Source organism: Methylobacterium sp. J-072, from assembly GCF_022829425.1.
Lineage (GTDB): Bacteria > Pseudomonadota > Alphaproteobacteria > Rhizobiales > Beijerinckiaceae > Methylobacterium.
In genome coordinates, this window is record NZ_JAKSYK010000182.1 from 43,981 (window position 1) to 62,892 (window position 18,912).

The window sequence follows — 18,912 nt, forward strand, 5'->3', positions numbered from 1 at the left end:
CGCGCATTCGGCCGCTGATCCATCGCCAAATGGGCGCATCAGGATTCAAGCGCGGTGCGGCCGAGTCAACGAAAGCGCGTTCTCAACTTTCGACAATCCGGAAAAGGACGTTCGCTTGCTTGGCGGGGCGGGGAGGATGCGGGCCCGCGGTCCGCCGCGAGACAGCCTTCGGCTCGAAAAGAGAGATCGCTCGCGATTCGCGCGCCGACAGTCATGTCCTTCTCGTATTCCGCCGTTTGCGGCGAAGTCTTGATCTGTGGCCCCCGCAATTTTCGAAAAACGCTTTCGTTGACGCTGTGCGGCCCCGGGCGGACGATCACGGCAATTCTCGCAGCCCCCCATGCGCCTCGCTTGCCCGCCATGACTGTCGCCGTCCCGCCGCCCGACATCGTCCGCAGCCTGGCCAAGACCTTTGCGGGCCGGGCGGCTGGTTACGACCGGGCCGGCACGTTCCCGCACGACAACATCGCGGCGCTGCGCGAGGCTGGGCTCCTGGCGCTCACCGTGCCGCGGCGGCTGGACGGCGGCGGGGCCGGGCTGGCCCGGGCCGCCGCGGTGGTCCGCACCCTCGGGGCCGGCTGTCCGGCCACCGCCCTGGTGCTGGCGATGCAGTATCTCCAGCACGCCGTGATCCACCGGGCGGATTCGGCTTGGCCGCGCGCCGTCGCCGACGCGGTCGGCAGGGCGGCCGTGGAGACGGGGGCGCTGATCAACGCCCTGCGGGTCGAGCCGGAACTGGGAACGCCGTCGCGGGGCGGGGTGCCCGCAACCATCGCCCGGCGCGACGGTGATCTCTGGCGCATCACCGGGCGAAAGATCTACTCCACCGGGGCGCCGGGGCTCGCCTACGGGGTCGTCTTCGTCCGAACCGACGAAGAGAACCCGCGGATCGGCAACGTTCTGGTGCCCTTCGCTGCGAACGGCCTTCGCATCGAAGAGACCTGGGACCATCTCGGCCTGCGCTCTTCGGCGAGTCACGACGTGGTCTTCGAGGCGGTGCCGATCCCGGCCGCCTACGCCGTCGATCTGCGCCCGCCGGAGGGTTGGCAGCGGCCGGATCCGGTCCAGCAGGCCTGGAGCTGCACGCTCCTGGCTGCCCTCTACGACGGCGTGGCCGGCGCCGCGCAGGATTGGTTCGTCGGCTATCTGCGCGATCGCAAGCCCGGTAGCCTCGGGGCGCCGCTCGCCAGCCTGCCGCGCTTCCAGGAGGCGGTCGGCGAGAACGAGCGCCTGCTCGCCATCAATGCCCGCCTGGTCGCCGGGCTGGCGGAAGAGGTCGATTCCGGCCGGCCGCCGCCGCCGCGGGAGGCCGGCTTCGTGAAGCTCACCGCCACCGAGAACGCGATCGCCGTGGTCCAGCGCGCCGTGGAGCTCTGCGGCAACGCCGCGCTGACCCGGGCGAACCCGCTGGAGCGGCACCTGCGCGACGTCCTGTGCGCGCGCATCCACTGGCCGCAGGCCGACGCGGTGCGGGTCGCCGCCGGCAAGGCCACCCTCGACGCCCGATAATCCGACACGGAGATCTTTCATGAGCCTGCTGCCCCCGGAGGCCGTCGAGTTCATCGGCTTCGTCGCCCCCCGCCACACCTCCGAGATTCACCCCGCCGAGGGTCCGTCCATCGACCGGGACTACCTGAAGCTCCTGGCCCAGGCGCATGAATGGGGCGGGTTCGACCGGGTGCTGGTGGCGTTCCATGCGACGGCGCCGGACGCCCTGCTGCTCGCCGCCCAGGTCGCCACTGTGACCGAGCGGCTCGGGCTGATGATCGCCCACCGCACCGGCTTCACGGCGCCGACCGTGGCGGCCCGGCAATTCGCGACACTGGACCAGCTCACCGGCGGCCGGGTGGCGATCCACGTGATCAGCGGCGGCGACGACCGGGAGCTCGCCCAGGACGGCGACCACCTCACCAAGGATGAGCGCTACGCCCGCACCCAGGAATTCCTGGACATCGCCCGCCAGAGCTGGACCGCCACCGCGCCGTTCGACTACGCGGGCACGTTCTACCGGGTGGAGCGCGGCTTCTCCGAGGTGAAGCCGGTCGACGCCATCCCGGTCTATTTCGGTGGGGCCTCGCCGGCGGCTCTGGCGGTGGCCGGCCGCCACGCCGACACCTACGCCCTGTGGGGTGAGACCCAGGCCCAGGTCCGGGAACTGATCGGGCGCGTCCGGGACGCCGCCGCGCCGCATGGGCGCAAGCCCCGCTTCAGCCTGTCGGTCCGGCCGATCCTGGCCGAGACCGAGGAGCGGGCCTGGGCTCGCGCGGAGGATATCCTGGCCCGGACCCGCGCCGCCCGGGCGACCAGGGGTCTCGGCGCGGCTGCCGCGCCGCAGAACGAGGGCTCGCGCCGGTTGCTGGCGGCCGCCGCTGCGGGCTCGCGCCTCGACAAGCGCCTGTTCACCGCCATCGCGGCCGAGACCGGGGCGGCGGGCAATTCCACGGCCCTGGTCGGGACGCCCGAGCAGGTGGCCGACGCGCTGCTCGACTATCACGACCTCGGGGTGCGCACCTTCCTGATCCGCGGCTTCGACCCGCTGGAGGACGCGATCCAGTACGGGCGGGACCTGCTGCCGGCCTTCAAGGCGGCGCTTGCGGCCCGCGGCCGCGCTTCTGAGGCCGCCTGATGCGCGCCGCGTTGTTTTGGGTTCTCGCCCTGCTGGCCGTCGGGCCGGCCCGGGCGGAAGACGTGCTGCGGATGGGCGACCAGCGCGGCAATGCCCGCGCCCTGATGGAGGCGGCGGGCGTCCTCGACGGCTTGTCCTACCGGCTCGAATGGAGCGAGTTCCCGGCGGCAGCCCCCTTGCTTGAGGCGTTGAACGCCGGGGCGATCGACGCGGGCGGGGTCGGCGACGCGCCCTTCACCTTCGCGGCCGCCGCCGGGGCGCCGGTGAAGGCGTTCATGGCGTTCCGCAACCGGCAGGACGGGCTGGCGATCCTAGTCGCGAAAGACTCGCCGATCCGGACCGTGGCGGATCTCAAGGGCAAGCGCATCGCCACCAACCGTGGCTCCATCGGCCACCAGGTGGTGCTGGCCGCCCTGGAGGAGGCGGGGCTGCCGTTCGACAGCGTCGTGTTCAGCTTCCTGCCGCCGGCCGATGCCAAGATCGCCCTCGCCTCCGGGTCCGTGGACGCCTGGGCGACCTGGGAGCCCTACACCTCGGCGGCGGAAGTCGCCGGCCTGGTCCGGGTGGTCCGCGACGGCAACGGCATCACCCCCGGCCTCACCTTCGCGGTTGCGCGCGACAGCGCCCTGACGGACAAGCGGCCCCTGCTCGCCGATTTCGCCGCGCGCCTCGCGAAGGCCCGGGCCTGGGCACTCAAGGACCCGGCGCCCTACGCGGCGGTCTGGTCGAAGCTGATCGGCCTGCCGGAGGCGGTGCCGCTGCGCTGGTTCAGCCGGGCCGGCTACCGGACCGTGCCGATCGATGCCGACGTGATCGCCGACGAGCAACGCACCATCGACCTCTACGTCCGCGCCGGCCTGATCCCGAAGGCCCGCGCCCCGCAGGCGGCGGCGATCTTCGACACGGGGTTTTCCCAAGCCCTCACCGCGGTGCAATGATGGGCGGTCCCCCGGATCAGAGGTCCTGACGATGCACGACACCGGCGACGGCCATACCCACGATCATGATCACGATCACGGGGCAGGGGAGGGGGCATCCGAGGCGCCGCGTTGGAAGCATGACGGCGTGCGCGTGATCCCGGGTGACCAGCTCGACAGCAACACCGCGCAGACCCCCGGCATGTTCCGGCAGGCGGCGATCAACGCGGCCCGGGTCGGCGCCCAGAAGATCTGGGCCGGCACGGTGGCGATCCAGCCCGACGCCAAGACCGGCGTGCACCATCACGGCGCCCTGGAGAGCGTGATCTACGTGGTCTCCGGCCGCGCCCGGATGCGCTGGGGCGAGCGGCTCGAATACGTGGCCGAGGCCGGGCCGGGGGACTTCATCTTCGTGCCGCCTTTCGTGCCGCACCAGGAGATCAACGCCTCCACGGACGAGCCCCTGCACTGCGTGCTGGTGCGCTCGGACAACGAGGCCGTGGTGGTCAACATTCCGGATGTCGAGCCGGTGGAGCGGCCCGAATCCGTCCACTGGGTCGATCCGATCCACAAGCACCCGTGAGCACCTGCGGAGCGTAGCCATGAATCGGGCAGAGCCATGAGTGGGAAACGCCAGCTGCATCTCGGCGCGTTCATGCGCCCGGTGGGGATCCACACGGCCTGGTGGCGCTATCCCGGCGGCTACCCGGACGCGAACTTCAACTTCGAGCACCTGACGCATTTCGCCCGGCGGTTGGAGGCGGCGAAGTTCGACGCCTTCTTTATGGCCGACCATCTGGCGGTGATGAACATGCCGGTGGCGGCCCTGCGCCGCTCGGCCACCGTGACCTCGTTTGATCCGCTGACGCTGCTGCCGGCGCTCGCCGCGCTCACGTCGCGGATCGGGCTGATCGCCACGGCGTCAACCACCTACAACGAGCCCTACCATGTGGCCCGGAAGTTCGCCTCCCTCGACCACATCTCGAAGGGCCGGGCCGGCTGGAACCTCGTCACCTCCGGCAACCCGGACGAGGCGCTGAATTTCGGCCGCGACGCGCATCTCGACCATGCGGTGCGCTACGCCCGGGCGCGCGAGTTCTACGACGTGGTCACCGGCCTGTGGGATTCCTGGGCGGACGACGCCTTCCTGATGGATCCGGAGAGCGGCCTGTTCTTCGATCCCGACAAGCTGCACGTTCTCGACCACACGGGCGAGTTCCTGAAGGTGAAGGGCCCGCTCAACGTCGCCCGGCCGGTGCAGGGCTGGCCGGTGATCGTCCAGGCCGGCGCCTCCGAGGCCGGAAAGCAGATCGCGGCCGCCACCGCCGAGATGGTGTTCGGCGCCAGCCCCACTCTGGAGGCCGCGCAGGCCTACTATGCCGACGTGAAGGGCCGGATGCCGGCCCTGGGGCGGGATCCCGACCACCTGAAGATCCTGCCCGGCGCCCTGGTGATCCTGGGCGAGACCGAGGCCGAGGCGCAGGCCAAGCGGGCGCGCCTCGACGATCTGGTCCATCCCGACAGTGGCCTCGCCAACCTGTCGGTGCGCCTTGGGGTCGACGCCTCCGGCTTCGATCTCGACGCGCCCCTGCCGGAGATCCCCGAGACCAACGCCAGCAAGAGCAGCCAGGCGCAACTCCTCGACTACGCCCGCCGCACCGGCGCCACCGTGCGCGACCTCGCCCGCAAGGTCGGCGCCTATGCCGGGCTCCATTTCGTGGGCACGCCCGCGCAGGTCGCGGACCGGATGGAGGAATGGCTGGAGGGACGCGGCTGCGACGGCTTCAACGTGATGTTCCCGTTCGTGCCCGAGGGGCTCGACGACGTGGTCGACCGGCTGGTGCCGGAACTGCAGCGGCGCGGCCTGTTCCGCCGCGACTATGCCGGCACGACCCTACGCGACCATCTCGGCCTGCCGCGCCCGCCGAACCGGTTTTTTCCGCCGGAGGGCGCGTAAAAGAAAACGAACGGCCTGTCGGCGCGGGCCGCCTGGAGATCATCCAACCCACTCCCCTCATCCTGAGGCGCCCGGCGATCCAAGATCGCTGGGCCTCGAAGGAGCCCTCCAGAGACCCCTGCGATCCCTGGAGGGCTCCTTCGAGGGCGCCGCTGTGCGTCGCCACCTCAGGATGAGGGAGAGTGTGGGACAGACAAGTTTCGGGACGATGCGCTACCGCTTTACCTTGGCCTTGCGGGCAGCGAAGCGGGCGTCGCGGGTCGCCTTCTGCTCGGCGGCCAAAGCGGCTTGGCGCTCGACCTTCTCGGCAGCCTGACGGACGATCTCGGCCGCCGCGCGCTCCTGCTCCGCGAGCTCTTCCGCGGTGCGGATCGCCTCGGCGGCGGCGCGGGCCGTTTCCCGCTCGCTCACCCGCACCTCGCGGGCCTCGACGACGGCCTGGCGCTCGGCCTGCCGGGCGAGGACGGCCGGGTCATCCGCCGGGGGGCGTGCACGGAACTGGGCCAGCCGCTCCTCCTTGGCCTTCGCACCGGCCTCGAGACGATCGGAAAGCTGCGTTTCTTTGAATTGACCCACGTACACTCCTCGTGCGCCGCAGCGCGGGTGTCAGAAACAGAAGAAGCCGCTCCACACAGGGAACGGCTTCGAAACGCGTCCTCGAAAGAGGCGCGCGGTTCAGGCGGCCTGGAGGCTGCCGGCGGACTGCTTGCCGCTGCGACGGTCGGTTTCCAGCTCGTAGGAGAGCTTCTGACCCTCGATCAGGTTGCGCATGCCGGCGCGCTCGACAGCCGAGATGTGCACGAACACGTCCTTGCCGCCGTCGTCAGGCTGGATGAAGCCGAAGCCCTTGGTCTCGTTGAACCACTTAACGGTGCCGATGCTCATAAATATTCCAACTGCTTCAGAGCACGATGCGCGAACCGGAATCCGGACCGCCGAAATCACCGTGCTGTAACAAAGATCCAGATCAAGCCGCATCTGCACTGTAGAGGCGGCAAGCTCTGGACGATCGAAGAGGGCAAGCGCGTGCCTGAGCATGCGCCCATCCATGGTCGTCGAAACTGGGAGAGATGCAGAGCGCTCGCCCTGTTGAGGCGAGACGGCCGAATATCTGGCCAAAGATCGATTTATGTTCTCTAGCGCATCGGCGAGATAATCACAATCGTGAAACGCGCCGGGCGAGACATTCGATGCCGGTCGCCGCAGAGGCGCGGTTTTTCGCGATGCTAGTCTGGTGTATAAACGTGGATACTGACGCTGCTTGCCGCGGCGCCCCGCCCGGACGGATGCCAGATCCGACGTGAGTATCCGGATCGAGGTGTCGGCGCGACCGCCTTCGAATCGCGGTCGGTCCGAACACGACGGACCTCTCCCGAAAAATACCCTCTGCGGCCCATCGACCGTGAGACGCGTTAGCACTCTCGCGCATTGAGTGCTAAGACAGCGGCCGACCCGGCGCGGACGATTCGGTCCGCCGCCGCCTTTCCCGCATGGGCTCCGTCATGTCGACGCGAGGCCCACAGGCGGGACGAACAGGATGCCAAACATGAAGTTTCGCCCGCTGCACGACCGCGTGGTGCTCCGCCGCATCGAGGGCGAGGAGAAGACCAAGGGTGGGATCATCATCCCCGATACGGTCAAGGAGAAGCCGCAGGAGGGTGAGGTCGTCGCCGTCGGTCCCGGCGCCCGGGACGAGGCCGGCAAGATCAATCCGCTGGAGGTGAAGCCCGGTGATCGCGTGCTGTTCGGCAAGTGGTCCGGCACCGAGGTCAAGATCGACGGTCAGGATCTCCTGATCATGAAGGAATCCGACATCATGGGCGTCGTCGCCTAAGGGCGTCCGCCCAGACCAACGCTCCTCAAGCCCTTCGAGGCGCCCGCACCGGCGCGCCTCGGGGCCGAACGACAACAGAAGAGATTGTCCATGTCAGCCAAAGACGTTCGTTTTTCCGTCGATGCCCGTGAGAAGATGCTGCGCGGCGTCGAGCTGCTCGCCAGCGCCGTGAAGGTCACGCTCGGTCCCAAGGGCCGCAACGTCGTGATCGAGAAGAGTTTCGGCGCCCCGCGCATCACCAAGGACGGCGTCACCGTCGCCAAGGAGATCGAGCTCGCCGACAAGTTCGAGAACATGGGCGCCCAGATGGTGCGCGAAGTCGCCTCGAAGTCGAGCGACATCGCCGGTGACGGCACCACCACCGCCACCGTGCTGGCCGCCTCCATCGTCCGCGAAGGCGTCAAGTACGTCGCCGCCGGCATGAACCCGATGGACCTGAAGCGCGGCATCGACCTCGCGGTCGCCGCGGTCGTGAAGGACATCAGCGAGCGCTCCCGCAAGGTCGCCTCCTCGGAGGAGATCGCCCAGGTCGGCACGATCTCCGCCAACGGCGACAAGGAGATCGGCGAGATGATCGCCCACGCGATGCAGAAGGTCGGCAACGAGGGCGTGATCACGGTCGAAGAGGCCAAGACCGCCGAGACCGAGCTCGACGTCGTCGAGGGCATGCAGTTCGATCGCGGCTACCTGTCCCCGTACTTCATCACCAACGCGGAGAAGATGGTCGCCGATCTCGAGGATCCGTACATCCTGATCCACGAGAAGAAGCTGTCGTCGCTGCAGGCGATGCTCCCTGTCCTTGAGGCCGTGGTCCAGACCGGCAAGCCGCTGCTGATCATCGCCGAGGACATCGAGGGTGAGGCGCTCGCCACCCTCGTGGTGAACAAGCTGCGCGGCGGCCTGAAGGTCGCGGCCGTGAAGGCGCCGGGCTTCGGTGATCGTCGCAAGGCGATGCTGGAAGACATCGCGATCCTGACCAAGGGCCAGATGATCGCCGAGGATCTCGGCATCAAGCTCGAGAACGTGACGCTCGACATGCTCGGCCGGGCCAAGCGCGTCCGGATCGAGAAAGAGACCACCACGATCATCGACGGCATCGGCGAGAAGTCGGACATCGAGGGCCGGATCTCGCAGATCAAGGCGCAGATCGAGGAGACCACCTCGGACTACGACCGCGAGAAGCTCCAGGAGCGTCTGGCCAAGCTCGCGGGCGGCGTCGCGGTGATCCGCGTCGGCGGCTCGACCGAGGTCGAGGTAAAGGAGAAGAAGGACCGCGTCGACGACGCCCTCCACGCCACCCGCGCTGCGGTGGAAGAGGGTATCGTCCCGGGCGGCGGCACCGCGCTGCTGCGCGCCAAGGCGGCCGTTCAGGGTCTCTCGAACGACAACCCCGACGTCCAGGCCGGCATCAAGATCGTGCTGAAGGCGCTTGAGGCCCCGATCCGTCAGATCGCGTCCAACTCGGGCGTCGAGGGCTCGATCGTGGTCGGCAACATCCTGGCCAACGCCTCGCCGACCTACGGCTTCAACGCCCAGACCGAGGAGTATGTCGACATGCTCCAGGCCGGCATCGTCGATCCGTCCAAGGTCGTCCGGGCGGCGCTGCAGGGCGCGGCTTCGGTCGCTGGCCTGCTGGTGACCACCGAGGCGATGATCTCCGAGCTGCCGCGCAAGGAAGCCCCGGCCATGCCGGGCGGCGGCGGCATGGGTGGCATGGGCGGCATGGACTTCTAAAGCCTCCCCGACCTTAGACACGATGGTCCGACGCGGCGCCCCCGCTGCGCCGGACCGTCAATCCCGACCCGATCGGCACTTGGCCCGTCGTAACCCCATCGTGACCGCACCAAGCGTCCCGCTGCGGGTTGCCCCTTCGAGTTGGTCGAGAGGTTTCCATGGGCGCGCGTGTCGATCCGGCTAGGACCAGGGTTTCGATCCGCACGGCGCGCGCCGCCATGCTGGCCCTGGTGACGCTCATGGTGGCCCCCGCTACGGCGTGGGCCTGGGGTGTCCCCGGCTGCACCAATCTTCCCGAATACAATCGCGCCCTCGGCGCCCTTCAGGGCATGACCAGCGCCTGCGACATGAGCGTCGAGCGCGCCCGCCAGGTCATCGCGGAGCATGACGGCGTGCCCGTCGCCCAACCACCGGTGGTGGCGCCGCCCCGGGTCCAGGCCCGGCGCAATGCGGGACGAGCTCATCACCACAGGGCCTCCCGTCACCGGCACGCGGCCCGGCGCTGACGCAAACCTCGATCGTCCCGGGCCGGGTCCGGCTTCCCCTCCGGCGCCGGCGGCTCTAGCATCGGTTCCAAGCCCGTATAGCAACCGAGCACAAGGAAGATCTTCCGTGCGGCTCGATCTCGGTCACCAAGGCGATTGGATCGTCGATCCCCGCGAACTGGCCTCGTGCCTGGGCGTCAGCATGGCCGTGCTCAAGCGCCAGGAGCGCCTCGGTCAGGTCGAGGCCCGGATCAAGGCCGGCTCCGGCACCGATCAGACCTGCGTGACGGTCCGCCTGCACGGCAAGGGCTGGCGGGGAACTTTCGATGGCAGCGGCGCGCTCATCTCGGAAGAGCGGTGGTGACACCGAGCATCCAGAACAAAGCCGCGGCGTTCGGGCAATGCGTGGTACAGACCTGAAGTGCTTCCGCCGTCGCTATCATCGAGGACCGACATGAACGCCTTCCGATGGCTTATGGCCAAGATTATCGGTCTCCTGTTCTCGCAAACGATCGACCACAAGAACCGCAAAGCTGCCGCCGACAAGGAGGGCGGGACCTACGATGGCGGCTCGGCTTATCAATCGGCCGGTTTCGAGGGCGATTACCACGCCGCGACCAACCTGCTGAAGCAGCGGATGAACAAGAACTTCCCGGACAATTTCCACGCCCGGTTGGGTTCTCAGACCAACAGCATGTACGATTACGGCGAGGATCGCGCGGGCGCCGTCGACACGGCCTCCACCGCGATCGCGATGGCGCTGCGCAACGGCGCGACCGTCACCCAGGCCGCGGAAGCCGGTGCGGCGAGCATCGGGATCTGAGCGCGGACACGGCGCTCGCCTCAAGTCGCCAGAGCGCGAATATCAACGGAGCCGAAGATGACCGGCTCGGAGCCTTCAGAACCTTGCCGCCCTTACGAAGGTCAGGGCGCGGCAGCGTTCCGGGATCAGCGATCCGGCGATTGACACAGGTTTGCCTGGCAGACTTCGTCGCGGCATCGTCCGCAGGAGACGCGGGCGCTTTCTCCTGCACGGCTTGAGGTGTTCACGGGTCCCGTTGTGCAGGCTGCTCCGTGCGCCATCTCCCGTGTGGGCTACGACGTTCACACATCGTTGCCGGATGGAAGCAACGGCCGGACCCAAGCGCGTCTCCCTCCCCCCTCTGCGGGGGAGGGTGGGCCTCGCGTCAGCGAGGGTCGGGAGAGGGGAACCCGGCTTCCGGAGGAGGCAGCGCCGGCGTGCAGGCCGGAGCTTTGTCTTGCACCGTCGCTCCCCTCTCCCGACCCCCTTTGGGGGCCACCCTCCCCCGCAGAGGGGGGAGGGAGAGCCGCGGTGTCTCCAGCGTATCCTGCCGACCCCGATGTGTGAACGTCGTAGCCCGTGTGGGAGAGGGGACGCGCGCCACACCCAGTGATGTGTGCCAACCGAGACGAGAGAGCGGGCGCGTCACAGCCTACAAGGGCGATCGCGCCTCGAAGAACTTGTGCGCAGCCGACCGCTCACATCACCACAGGTGGCGCGGCAGCCGCCGCTTCCAGCGCTCGCCGGCCTTGAGGGTATCGGCCTGCCGCGAGAGGCGGATCGGGCGCACCGGCATCGCGGTCGGCTGAGCCGGGGCGGCCGTCACTGGAGCGGGCGCACTCGTCGGCTGCCGCGAGATCGCGGGAGCCGGGGTGAAAACGGGCCGTGCCGCCTCGGTCGCGGGCTTCGGCGCGCGCTTGGTGACCGCCTTGACCCGGCGCACCCGCGGAAGGCGCTCGATCGTCGGAGCCTCGTCCGCCTCGGCGGTTTCGGGCTCGCTCGCGGTCGAGAACATCGGCATGAGGCTCGGCAGCACCCGGCGCGCCGGGGCCTCGGGCCGCGCCGGATCGGCCAGGACGACGGGGGCAGCTGCCGGCTCGGCCGGCTTGTCGGCGGTGACCTCGGGGATGTCCCACCAGAGGTCGTGATTTTCGCGGGGCCGCATGGTCGCGTCGACCAGGGCGACGCGGGAGGTGCGGGTATGCTTGACTTCGACCGTGAACGGCCGCGCGCTCCGGCGCTTCATGTGTGCGGAATTCCTGAGAACAACGTGCCCAACGGCTCAAAACGTGCCGGCAACGTTTGAGCATCATACGGGAGCGAACCACCCGTTGTCGAGCGTGGAGATCAACAATCCTGTTCAGTCAGCATAGGCTTTTGTGATGACCTCAAGTGCCGGTGTGACGTCGGCACTGTTGAAGTACTGGGTTCTGCGGCTCGCGCACGCAACGGCAGCACTTCATCGCCGTTCGTCCCGCTTACCCTGTCCGAGCGAGGCTCTAGCCGCCCCCTCCGCCGCCGCCGCCCGTCCCGGGACCGCCGAGATTGCCGTCCTTGTTCGGCGTGTTCCAATGAATGATGCCGTCGTCCGGGGGGCGAAGCCGTGCGGCCGGGACGCGCGGGGCACCGAAGGGCAGGGCCTCGATCGCGCCGCGACGCCCGCGGTTGGCCCGATCCCGCTGAGCGACTGCAGGAGTGCCTGCCAAGACCGCGAGCGCGACCATCAGCCACTTCACCATCGCGCGTCTCATGAACACCCCACGGCGGCCCGAGCGCGCCTCCCGGCGGGGCGGAGATGTCGCGCGGGGGCGGGGCTCATCCGCAGGAAGGCCGTTGCAGGTCACGTCATCAGGAACGGTCCGAGAGCCCGTCGGGTTTCCTCGAAGCCGGGGGCGCGCCTCAGCGGCCCCGGCGAGGAGAGAATCCGTGTTCAAAGTCCCGACGTTGACGGGTGGCCTGTTCGCCGCCAGCCTGTTTCTCGCGCCGCTTCCGGCTGCCGCTGCCCAGATCGGCCTCGGCGCCGTCACCGAACCGGCCCCGGCGGTTGAGCAGGTCCAGTACGGCTATGGCGGTCCCCGCTTCGGACCGGGCTTCGGTGGCCGCCGCCATGGCTACGGCGGCCCGGGCTTCCGGGGCCGGGGTTACGGCTATGGCCGCGGGTACGGGCGTGGCTATGGCCGGCCGCATGGCTTCGGCGGCCCGCGCGGCTACGGGCGTCGCGGCGGCTTCTGACCGCATCCGATCCGGATCCTGATCGTCATGAGCCCGCCCGGCCTTGAAGCCGCGGCGGGCTTCTTCGTGCGCGGCCGGTCCCGGCTCGGGACGGCCGATCCCGCGGCCTCCGCACGGCCTGCTAACCCTGGCCGGTCATCCTGCCTCACGAGCCGCGTTGCGTATCGGCTCGACCGCGGGTGAGATCGGACGCTCCCCCGCCCCGTGATCGGATCGGGGCGGGGCCGAGCGGCCGGTCCGCCCGGCGCACACGGCTTTGTCATGTCCGCGGTCGTAAAACGGCCGTCTCGTTCCTGCCTGGGTTCCTGCATGCGCCTGACCTTCGCCGCCCTCCTCGTCTGCTGTGCCACGGCCGCCTGCGCCGGGGAGCCGCTCCTGGACGGTCCGGTCACGGGCGGCGGCTTCGGGATGAGCGGCTCGGATTACTACGGCGACATCCGCAGCCGGATGCCGTTCACGCAGGAGGCCTCGCCCCGGCCGATCGGCCTCAGGGATGTCGAGCGCGCGCGGGCGGTCCGGAAGCGCGCGGAGGCGCGATACCCGGCGCGGCGGCGCACGCCCCACGGCTGAGCCGGCCGGGGCCGATCGCCTATGACGCCGTGAAGAGAGACGCGGCCCGATACGCGCTCGGGGTCATGCCATACTGCGCCTTGAAGCGGCGGGCGAAGTGGGCCTGGCTGGCGAAGCCGCAGCCATAGGCCAGGGTGCCGATCGGCAGGTGCCGGACGCCCGGGTCGGTCAGGCGCTTGGCGGCCGTCTCGAGCCGACGCTGCCAGATCCAGTCCGAGATGTGCTGGCCGTGCCCGTGGAACAGCTCCTGCAGCCGGCGCAACGATACGCCGACCGCGGCGGCGAGTTGCGGCGGGTCGAGGGTCGTGTCGCCGAGGTTGGCCTCGACATAGGCCTTGGCGCGCTGAACCACGACGGTGCCGTGCAGCGGCCGCGGGATCTCCCGGGCCAGGCGCTCGGCGATGCTGGCCACGATCAGGTCCGTGCCGGCCGAAGCCATGCGGGCGGCCGCGTCGGGCGGGAGCTGGTGCTGCACCCGGATCAATTCGCGGAAGAAGGTCGAGACCAGGGTCGCCGAGGCGAGATCCGAGCCCACGGTCAGGGCCGTGTAGAGCCGGGTGGACCCGAGCACGTTCTCCAGGCGCTCGCGTGGCAATTGAATCGATAGGCACGCGCTGCCCGTGCTCGTCGTTCTCACGACCGGCCGCTGGTCGCTCACCACGAAGTCGCCCGGCCGCTGCACCGAATTCCGGCCATCCTGATCGAACGTCGCCGCGCCGGCGAGTTGCAGGATTGCCAGGACCATGCCCTCGTGGGCCGAGTCCCGGAACATCTCGCCGGTCGCCTCGCTCCGCAAGGCAGTCTGCGAGACGCGGTGCATCGCGACGGACCCGATCGTGATGACGTCTATCTTGCCGCTGAATAGACCGTCGTCGAGGCGCTGCTGTTGGAGATTGGCGCCCAGATCGAACAGCGTTTCCCGCCAGCGTTTGAAGCTATCGCGGGGATGCACCCCGTCAGTCGAAAACAATGTCTGCATGAAGGGTGCTTAAGTACTCGCGTGTGCAGCACGGGAGGATTTTTCCTATCGCGCACAACTGGAATTTTCAAATGGATCAGTATTAAACCTAGGATTGAGGATATGCGGCGGCGACTCTCCATGGAAACCCCAGGGCTCGCTCGCTGAGGTTGGGCTATCGATTGCAAATTGAAAATTGCCTCGCCTCGAACACGGGACGTTGAACCAAAACCGAGCCCGTCCGGCACCGCCTGTGGCCTGCAGGTGACACGCGTATCAGGCCGCTCGTCCAGCAGGCACCCTCACCGGTCAGGCCGTCGCCCGAGCCAGGCGAGCCGGGTGCGCAGCGATGGCCTCCGCGGATTCGGGCAGGCTGAGCATTCCGGCATAGTCGCCGATCGGCTGCGGCTTGCCGAACAGGTAGCCCTGCATCTCCCCGCAGGCCTCGTCCGCCAGGAACCGCCGCTGGGCGGCCGTCTCCACGCCTTCGGCGACGACGCCCATGCGGAGGCTCCGGCCCAGGCTCAGCACGGCGCGCACGATCACGGCGGCCTGCGGGTCGACGCCGAGCTGGGCCACGAAGGAGCGGTCGATCTTCATCTTGTCGAACGGGAAGGCCTGCAGGGTCGCCAGCGACGCGTAGCCGGTGCCGAAATCGTCCATGCTGATCCGGACGCCGAAGCTTTTCAGGCGCCGCAGGATGCTGATCGCCCGGGCCATGTCGTTGATGATGACGCTCTCGGTGACCTCCAATTCCAGCCTCTCCGGCGACAGGCCGGTCTGGGCCAGCACGGCCAGCACGGTCTCGGGCAGGTCCGGCTTCTGGAACTGCCGCGGCGACAGGTTCACGGCGACCTTCAGCGATGGCGCCCAGGTCGCGGCCTCGCGGCAGGCCTCGCGCAGGACCCAGTCGCCGAGCGCGATGATCAGCCCGGTCTCCTCGGCCAGGGGCACGAACACGCTGGGCGGGATCTGGCCGCGCGTGGGGTGCGTCCAACGCACCAGGGCCTCGAAGCCGACCAGGACGCCCGATGCGCCGTCCACCTGCGGCTGGTAGTGCAGGCTCAGGGCATCGTCGGCCAGCGCCTGGCGCAGGTCGCTCTCCAGCACCCGGCGCTCCTCCGCCTCCTCGTCCATGTCGGAGGCGAACACCCGGTAGGTGCCCCGGCCCTCGGCTTTGGCCCGGTAGAGGGCGAGGTCGGCCCGCCGGTACAGGCATTCCGGGCTCGCCCCATGCTCCGGGGCAAGCGCGATGCCGACGCTCAGGCCGACGGCGATCCGCTGGGCGCCGACCCAGAGCGGTGCCTCGAACAGGCCGATCAGGCACTCAGCGATCGCGATGGCCTCCTGGCGGTCGCCCGAGAGCAGGACGGCGAACTCGTCGCCGCCCAGGCGCGCCACGACGCCGTCGCCCACCACGGACCGCAAGCGGTCCGCCACGCTGCGCAGCAGATCGTCGCCGGCCTGGTGGCCGAGCGTGTCGTTCACGCCCTTGAAGCCGTCGAGATCGAGATACAGCACCGCCCCGGTGCCGCCCCTTACGGCGATGTCGGCGAGCCGCGCATCGAGATATTCGCGGAACAGGCCGCGGTTCGGCAGGCCGGTCAGGATGTCGTGCCGGGCGAGGCGCGCCACCTCGGCCTCCGCGGCCTTGCGCTGGGTGATGTCGGTGAACGTCCGCACGAAGCCGCCATCCTGGAGCGGCACGGTCCGGATCTCGAGCACCAGGCCGTTCGGGCGCACGCGCTCGTGGACATGGGCCTGGTCCAGGCCGCCGCGCTCGATCCAGTCCCGGTACGACCGGTCGGTCCGGTTGCGCTCGCGGTTCTGCAGCTGGTGGCGCAGGACCGCCTTGTAGCTGGGGCTGGCCAGCATCATCGCCCGCGGCAGATCGAGCAGCGCCAGGGCGCGCTCGTTGCACACCTGAACCAGGCCGCGTCCGTCCACCATGATCAGGCCCTGGTCCATGCTGTCCAGGGTCATGTCGAGCAGCAGCGTCTTCTCGCGCAAGGCGACGCCCTGGCGGGCGAGGGCGGCGTTGATCGTGCGCAGATGGTCGAGCATCAGGGCCAGCGCCGCGAAGGCCAGGATCACCGCCATCATCACCGCGATGCCGCCCGCCACGGCGCCGCGGGCGAGGCCGAGATCCGGGGTTTCCAGCGCCGGGTCCGGGATCACGCGCGCCGCCGCCATGGCCAGGAAGTGCAGCCCGGCGATGGCCGCCGTCAGGATGGTCGCGGCGGCCATCCGCGTCTTGGCGTCGCCGCGGCGGACATGCACCATCAGGGCGGCGCCGGAGAGGCTGCAGCCGATCGCGGTCGCGGCCAGCGCCAGCGCCGGATCCCAGTCGAAGCGTCCGGGCAGGACCACTCCCGCGATGCCGAGGAAGTGCATGCAGGCGATGCCGCCGCCCAGGACCAGGCCGGCGACGGCTCCGGCCCAGAACGCGTGCTGATGCGCATCCCGCAGGAGCGTGAAGGCGACCAGGGCGCCCGCGACGGCGACGATCAGCGACAGCAGCGTCGTGGCCATCTCGTAGCCGACGACGACGCCGGGATCGTAGCCGAGCATGCCGATGAAGTGGGTGCTCCAGATCCCCGCGCCGGCCGAGAAGGCAGCGGCCAGCAGCCAGGCGGGCGCGGAGGCGCCGCCCTTCCGGACACGCTGTTCCAGAAGCAGGGCGACGTAGCAGGAGATCCAGCAGACGCAGGCGGCCAGGGGCACCACCCAGGGGGTGTGCTGGTCGGTCAGGCAGGCCAGAGCGCGGTACATGGAAAGCCTCGCCGTGCGGCAACACGGGAGCACGGTAGCGGCTCGATACTAATCAGAAGTTGCATATTCGATTGCGATTTTGCCTTGGCGACTGGTTTTCAGGGACGAACGCCCCGGCTCATCCCCGACAATCGACACGGGTTCTGAGGTACAGGCGCCGCTGCAGGCCGCGAGCGACTCCCTCTCCCGTGCGGGCGATCGAATTCACCCATACCCGGATGTGGCGCGGGTCCCCTCTCCCGTGCGGGAGAGGGACAGGGTGAGGGGTGCGACGTCTCCGTATGGACCTGATCCCTCACCCCAACCCTCTCCCGCACGGGAGAGGGGGCACGTGGCGGCTTTCGCAAGCCGATGTGTGAACATCGTAGCTCTGTGGGGGAGGGAGAGCCGCGGCGTCTCCAGCGTATCCTGCCGACCCCGATGTGTGAATCCGCTAGCCCGCACGGGAGAGGGGAACCCGCGTGTTCTGCGGGTCATGAGAGGACCGTGGCTACGATCGAAGCCTTTGGAGCCGCGAAGGCTCCTCCCCGAGCGACGTCTGGCGTCGGCGGCTGCGGCCACCGGCTCGCAGCCGCTGAGGTGGCTATCGGTCTCATCCCCACCGTCTTCGCGCGTCGCGCGGCGAGCCGCATTGCCTTTGAACACGTCAAAGTGGCTCAATCGCTGCGCTGAAGCGTACAAGCGTGGCGGTTACATGCTTTCGGCGCGCTCCAGCCATGCCGGAACGCGAATGCCCCGGCCGGCATCCCTGCAGTACGAGGGGCCTCCTCCCAAGACGACCCCTTCGAGCCCGCTCGGCATCAGCTGCGGCGGGCTCTTTTTCGTTAAGCGTTTCGCCCTACGCCTGGCCGGTGTCCGCGATCCGACGCTCCGCCCGCCGTCAACGGACTTTGACGGCACGCTGTGACCGCACGCATGAACAGATTCCTGGCGATCGTTGCGACCCTGATCGTGTGTGCGACCCCAGCGCTGGCCGAGGGCGACTGGGCCGACCGGGGCTGCGAAGAGCCGCAGATGACGGGTTCGCTGCCGACCAAGCCGCTCGGTCCGACAACCCTGGGGATTGCCTCGAACAAGGTCGAGATGACGCCGCCCGAGGACAGCTGGCAGGAGCAGGCGCAGCAGAACGCGGAGCGCCGCCGGCGGGAGCAGGCCGAAGGATGCCCGATCGATTGACGGTCGATCATCCCCGCATCCCGGACGCGTTCTGAGTCCGTCTACCACTTTGCGTTGATCCGCCGAGCAATCACCGGCATTGTGGATTCGGACTCGGGCGGCCGGCGGCGACGCGCGCCGCGGGCGCCGGACCGCGAAGGGCTTTGCGACATGCGGCTACTGACGTTCGGCGCCTTGATGGCGCTCTCGGTCTCGCCGGAGGCGCTGGCCCAGGATCCGCGGGACGTGCCGGTCCAGCGCGATCTCAAGCGGATGGACCGGATCGACAAGCGCCTCGGTCGCGACGGCGTCCGGCAGATCGATCCGAACGTCACGCCGGACAATCCCGACGGCGTCGTCGGCTTCGACGGGCCGCCCTTCAACGCCGGGGATCCCGGGGTGATCGACGGCGGTCCCCTGCCGCCCGGCTCGCCGGCGGATGCCGACGACGATTAGAGCCTGCTGGTTCGGACGCGCCCTGCGCGAGAGCCGTTCCCGATCGCGCTGCAATCGGGCTCGCCTCTAAGAGCCTGTTTGACCGGTCTTTCCCATCCTCACCCTCATCCTGAGGCGGCGGAGCGAAGCGGAGGCCTCGAAGGAGCCCTCCAGCCTGCCGCGCGATCCCTGGAAGGCTCCTTCGAGGCTGCTCCGCAGCACCTCAGGATGAGGGGAGAGATTGGGATCTCCATCGGCAGAACCATCATTCGACCGCGAGCCTGCGGTCGAACAGGTAACTGGGGCAGATATCCGGGCGGTGGGGTTTTGCGGTTTGGCCGTGGCGTGATTCAACACCCGGCATGGCGCTGCCGGATCCCGATGGCCTGGATGCCCTCTCGCTGAGCGAACTTCGCGGGCTGGTCGTCGCCCTGA

The 18,912-nt window shown here is 69.1% G+C and carries 20 protein-coding genes; 14 read left to right on the forward strand and 6 right to left on the reverse strand.

Annotated elements, in window-relative coordinates:
* The first annotated feature begins 360 nt into the window (after positions 1-360).
* The 5 genes from MKK67_RS22985 to MKK67_RS23005 are packed head-to-tail and all read left to right on the forward strand — an operon-like array spanning position 361 to position 5,500.
* The gene (locus tag MKK67_RS22985; RefSeq protein WP_243969815.1) at positions 361-1,509 is read left to right on the forward strand and encodes an acyl-CoA dehydrogenase family protein; all 1,149 of its coding nucleotides are present in this window, start codon (positions 361-363) and stop codon (positions 1,507-1,509) included.
* 19 nt (positions 1,510-1,528) lie between these two features.
* Positions 1,529-2,626 carry an LLM class flavin-dependent oxidoreductase gene (locus MKK67_RS22990; protein ID WP_243969818.1) on the forward strand — a complete coding sequence of 366 codons (1,098 nt, stop codon included), beginning with the start codon at positions 1,529-1,531 and terminating at the stop codon, positions 2,624-2,626.
* Entirely contained in the window at positions 2,626-3,564 is a 939-nt protein-coding gene (locus tag MKK67_RS22995; RefSeq protein WP_243969820.1) for an ABC transporter substrate-binding protein, read from the forward strand. Before MKK67_RS22990 ends, MKK67_RS22995 begins: the two co-directional genes overlap by 1 nt.
* Before the next feature lie 31 nt (positions 3,565-3,595).
* Positions 3,596-4,126, forward strand: a complete 531-nt coding sequence (locus tag MKK67_RS23000) for a cupin domain-containing protein (protein ID WP_243969822.1) — start codon at positions 3,596-3,598, stop codon at positions 4,124-4,126.
* Between the two features lie 36 nt (positions 4,127-4,162).
* Positions 4,163-5,500, forward strand: a complete 1,338-nt coding sequence (locus MKK67_RS23005) for an LLM class flavin-dependent oxidoreductase (RefSeq protein WP_243969825.1) — start codon at positions 4,163-4,165, stop codon at positions 5,498-5,500.
* A gap of 213 nt (positions 5,501-5,713) precedes the next feature.
* Here the strand turns inward: MKK67_RS23005 and MKK67_RS23010 are convergent, their stop codons facing one another.
* The gene (locus MKK67_RS23010; RefSeq protein ID WP_243969827.1) at positions 5,714-6,076 is read right to left on the reverse strand and encodes a DUF6481 family protein; all 363 of its coding nucleotides are present in this window, start codon (positions 6,074-6,076) and stop codon (positions 5,714-5,716) included.
* Between the two features lie 99 nt (positions 6,077-6,175).
* Positions 6,176-6,385: a cold-shock protein gene (locus MKK67_RS23015; RefSeq protein ID WP_007565404.1), complete on the reverse strand. Its 210-nt coding sequence runs from the start codon at positions 6,383-6,385 to the stop codon at positions 6,176-6,178.
* A 661-nt stretch (positions 6,386-7,046) separates the two neighbouring features.
* On the opposite strand from MKK67_RS23015, the gene groES reads away from it, so the two are divergent.
* The 5 genes from groES (at position 7,047) to MKK67_RS23040 (ending at position 10,376) form a co-directional block, all read left to right on the forward strand.
* On the forward strand, positions 7,047-7,334 hold the full coding sequence (gene groES / locus MKK67_RS23020; protein ID WP_007565402.1) for a co-chaperone GroES: 288 nt from the start codon (positions 7,047-7,049) through the stop codon (positions 7,332-7,334).
* Positions 7,335-7,424: 90 nt separating this feature from the next.
* The gene (gene groL / locus MKK67_RS23025; RefSeq protein WP_243969829.1) at positions 7,425-9,068 is read left to right on the forward strand and encodes a chaperonin GroEL; all 1,644 of its coding nucleotides are present in this window, start codon (positions 7,425-7,427) and stop codon (positions 9,066-9,068) included.
* Positions 9,069-9,226: 158 nt separating this feature from the next.
* Positions 9,227-9,574, forward strand: a complete 348-nt coding sequence (locus MKK67_RS23030) for a hypothetical protein (protein WP_243969832.1) — start codon at positions 9,227-9,229, stop codon at positions 9,572-9,574.
* A 106-nt stretch (positions 9,575-9,680) separates the two neighbouring features.
* Positions 9,681-9,917, forward strand: coding sequence for a DUF6522 family protein (locus MKK67_RS23035; protein ID WP_243969834.1), 237 nt, complete (start codon positions 9,681-9,683; stop codon positions 9,915-9,917).
* Positions 9,918-10,028: 111 nt separating this feature from the next.
* Entirely contained in the window at positions 10,029-10,376 is a 348-nt protein-coding gene (locus MKK67_RS23040) for a hypothetical protein (protein WP_243969836.1), read from the forward strand.
* 682 nt (positions 10,377-11,058) lie between these two features.
* On the opposite strand, the gene MKK67_RS23045 is transcribed toward MKK67_RS23040, so the two are convergent.
* A complete protein-coding gene (locus tag MKK67_RS23045) occupies positions 11,059-11,601 on the reverse strand; it encodes a hypothetical protein (RefSeq protein ID WP_243969838.1) in 543 nt (180 codons plus the stop codon).
* A gap of 253 nt (positions 11,602-11,854) precedes the next feature.
* Positions 11,855-12,094, reverse strand: coding sequence for a hypothetical protein (locus MKK67_RS23050; protein ID WP_243969840.1), 240 nt, complete (start codon positions 12,092-12,094; stop codon positions 11,855-11,857).
* A 187-nt stretch (positions 12,095-12,281) separates the two neighbouring features.
* On the opposite strand from MKK67_RS23050, the gene MKK67_RS23055 reads away from it, so the two are divergent.
* Positions 12,282-12,587: a hypothetical protein gene (locus tag MKK67_RS23055; protein WP_243969842.1), complete on the forward strand. Its 306-nt coding sequence runs from the start codon at positions 12,282-12,284 to the stop codon at positions 12,585-12,587.
* Positions 12,588-12,896: 309 nt separating this feature from the next.
* On the forward strand, positions 12,897-13,157 hold the full coding sequence (locus tag MKK67_RS23060) for a hypothetical protein (RefSeq protein WP_243969844.1): 261 nt from the start codon (positions 12,897-12,899) through the stop codon (positions 13,155-13,157).
* A gap of 19 nt (positions 13,158-13,176) precedes the next feature.
* Here the strand turns inward: MKK67_RS23060 and MKK67_RS23065 are convergent, their stop codons facing one another.
* Both MKK67_RS23065 and MKK67_RS23070 read right to left on the reverse strand, forming a co-directional pair.
* The gene (locus tag MKK67_RS23065; protein ID WP_243969846.1) at positions 13,177-14,136 is read right to left on the reverse strand and encodes a helix-turn-helix domain-containing protein; all 960 of its coding nucleotides are present in this window, start codon (positions 14,134-14,136) and stop codon (positions 13,177-13,179) included.
* A 288-nt stretch (positions 14,137-14,424) separates the two neighbouring features.
* Positions 14,425-16,887 (reverse strand): EAL domain-containing protein, encoded by a 2,463-nt coding sequence (locus MKK67_RS23070; protein ID WP_243969848.1) that lies wholly within the window; start codon positions 16,885-16,887, stop codon positions 14,425-14,427.
* A gap of 915 nt (positions 16,888-17,802) precedes the next feature.
* Between MKK67_RS23070 and MKK67_RS23075 the strand changes: the two genes are divergently transcribed.
* The gene (locus MKK67_RS23075; protein WP_243969850.1) at positions 17,803-18,063 is read left to right on the forward strand and encodes a hypothetical protein; all 261 of its coding nucleotides are present in this window, start codon (positions 17,803-17,805) and stop codon (positions 18,061-18,063) included.
* A gap of 150 nt (positions 18,064-18,213) precedes the next feature.
* The gene (locus tag MKK67_RS23080; protein ID WP_243969852.1) at positions 18,214-18,498 is read left to right on the forward strand and encodes a hypothetical protein; all 285 of its coding nucleotides are present in this window, start codon (positions 18,214-18,216) and stop codon (positions 18,496-18,498) included.
* Positions 18,499-18,912 lie beyond the last annotated feature (414 nt).

Excerpts from the sequence above, each read along its gene's own strand:
- MKK67_RS23005 (WP_243969825.1), top strand. The coding sequence starts at position 4,163 with ATGAGTGGGAAACGCCAGCTGCATCTCGGCGCGTTCATGCGCCCGGTG.
- MKK67_RS23040 (WP_243969836.1), top strand. The coding sequence starts at position 10,029 with ATGGCCAAGATTATCGGTCTCCTGTTCTCGCAAACGATCGACCACAAG.
- MKK67_RS23045 (WP_243969838.1), bottom strand. The coding sequence starts at position 11,601 with ATGAAGCGCCGGAGCGCGCGGCCGTTCACGGTCGAAGTCAAGCATACC.
- MKK67_RS23065 (WP_243969846.1), bottom strand. The coding sequence starts at position 14,136 with ATGCAGACATTGTTTTCGACTGACGGGGTGCATCCCCGCGATAGCTTC.
- groES (WP_007565402.1), top strand. The coding sequence starts at position 7,047 with ATGAAGTTTCGCCCGCTGCACGACCGCGTGGTGCTCCGCCGCATCGAG.
- MKK67_RS23015 (WP_007565404.1), bottom strand. The coding sequence starts at position 6,385 with ATGAGCATCGGCACCGTTAAGTGGTTCAACGAGACCAAGGGCTTCGGC.
- MKK67_RS23075 (WP_243969850.1), top strand. The coding sequence starts at position 17,803 with ATGAACAGATTCCTGGCGATCGTTGCGACCCTGATCGTGTGTGCGACC.
- MKK67_RS23080 (WP_243969852.1), top strand. The coding sequence starts at position 18,214 with ATGCGGCTACTGACGTTCGGCGCCTTGATGGCGCTCTCGGTCTCGCCG.
- MKK67_RS23050 (WP_243969840.1), bottom strand. The coding sequence starts at position 12,094 with ATGGTGAAGTGGCTGATGGTCGCGCTCGCGGTCTTGGCAGGCACTCCT.
- groL (WP_243969829.1), top strand. The coding sequence starts at position 7,425 with ATGTCAGCCAAAGACGTTCGTTTTTCCGTCGATGCCCGTGAGAAGATG.
- MKK67_RS23060 (WP_243969844.1), top strand. The coding sequence starts at position 12,897 with ATGCGCCTGACCTTCGCCGCCCTCCTCGTCTGCTGTGCCACGGCCGCC.
- MKK67_RS23070 (WP_243969848.1), bottom strand. The coding sequence starts at position 16,887 with ATGTACCGCGCTCTGGCCTGCCTGACCGACCAGCACACCCCCTGGGTG.
- MKK67_RS22985 (WP_243969815.1), top strand. The coding sequence starts at position 361 with ATGACTGTCGCCGTCCCGCCGCCCGACATCGTCCGCAGCCTGGCCAAG.
- MKK67_RS23030 (WP_243969832.1), top strand. The coding sequence starts at position 9,227 with ATGGGCGCGCGTGTCGATCCGGCTAGGACCAGGGTTTCGATCCGCACG.
- MKK67_RS22995 (WP_243969820.1), top strand. The coding sequence starts at position 2,626 with ATGCGCGCCGCGTTGTTTTGGGTTCTCGCCCTGCTGGCCGTCGGGCCG.
- MKK67_RS22990 (WP_243969818.1), top strand. The coding sequence starts at position 1,529 with ATGAGCCTGCTGCCCCCGGAGGCCGTCGAGTTCATCGGCTTCGTCGCC.
- MKK67_RS23000 (WP_243969822.1), top strand. The coding sequence starts at position 3,596 with ATGCACGACACCGGCGACGGCCATACCCACGATCATGATCACGATCAC.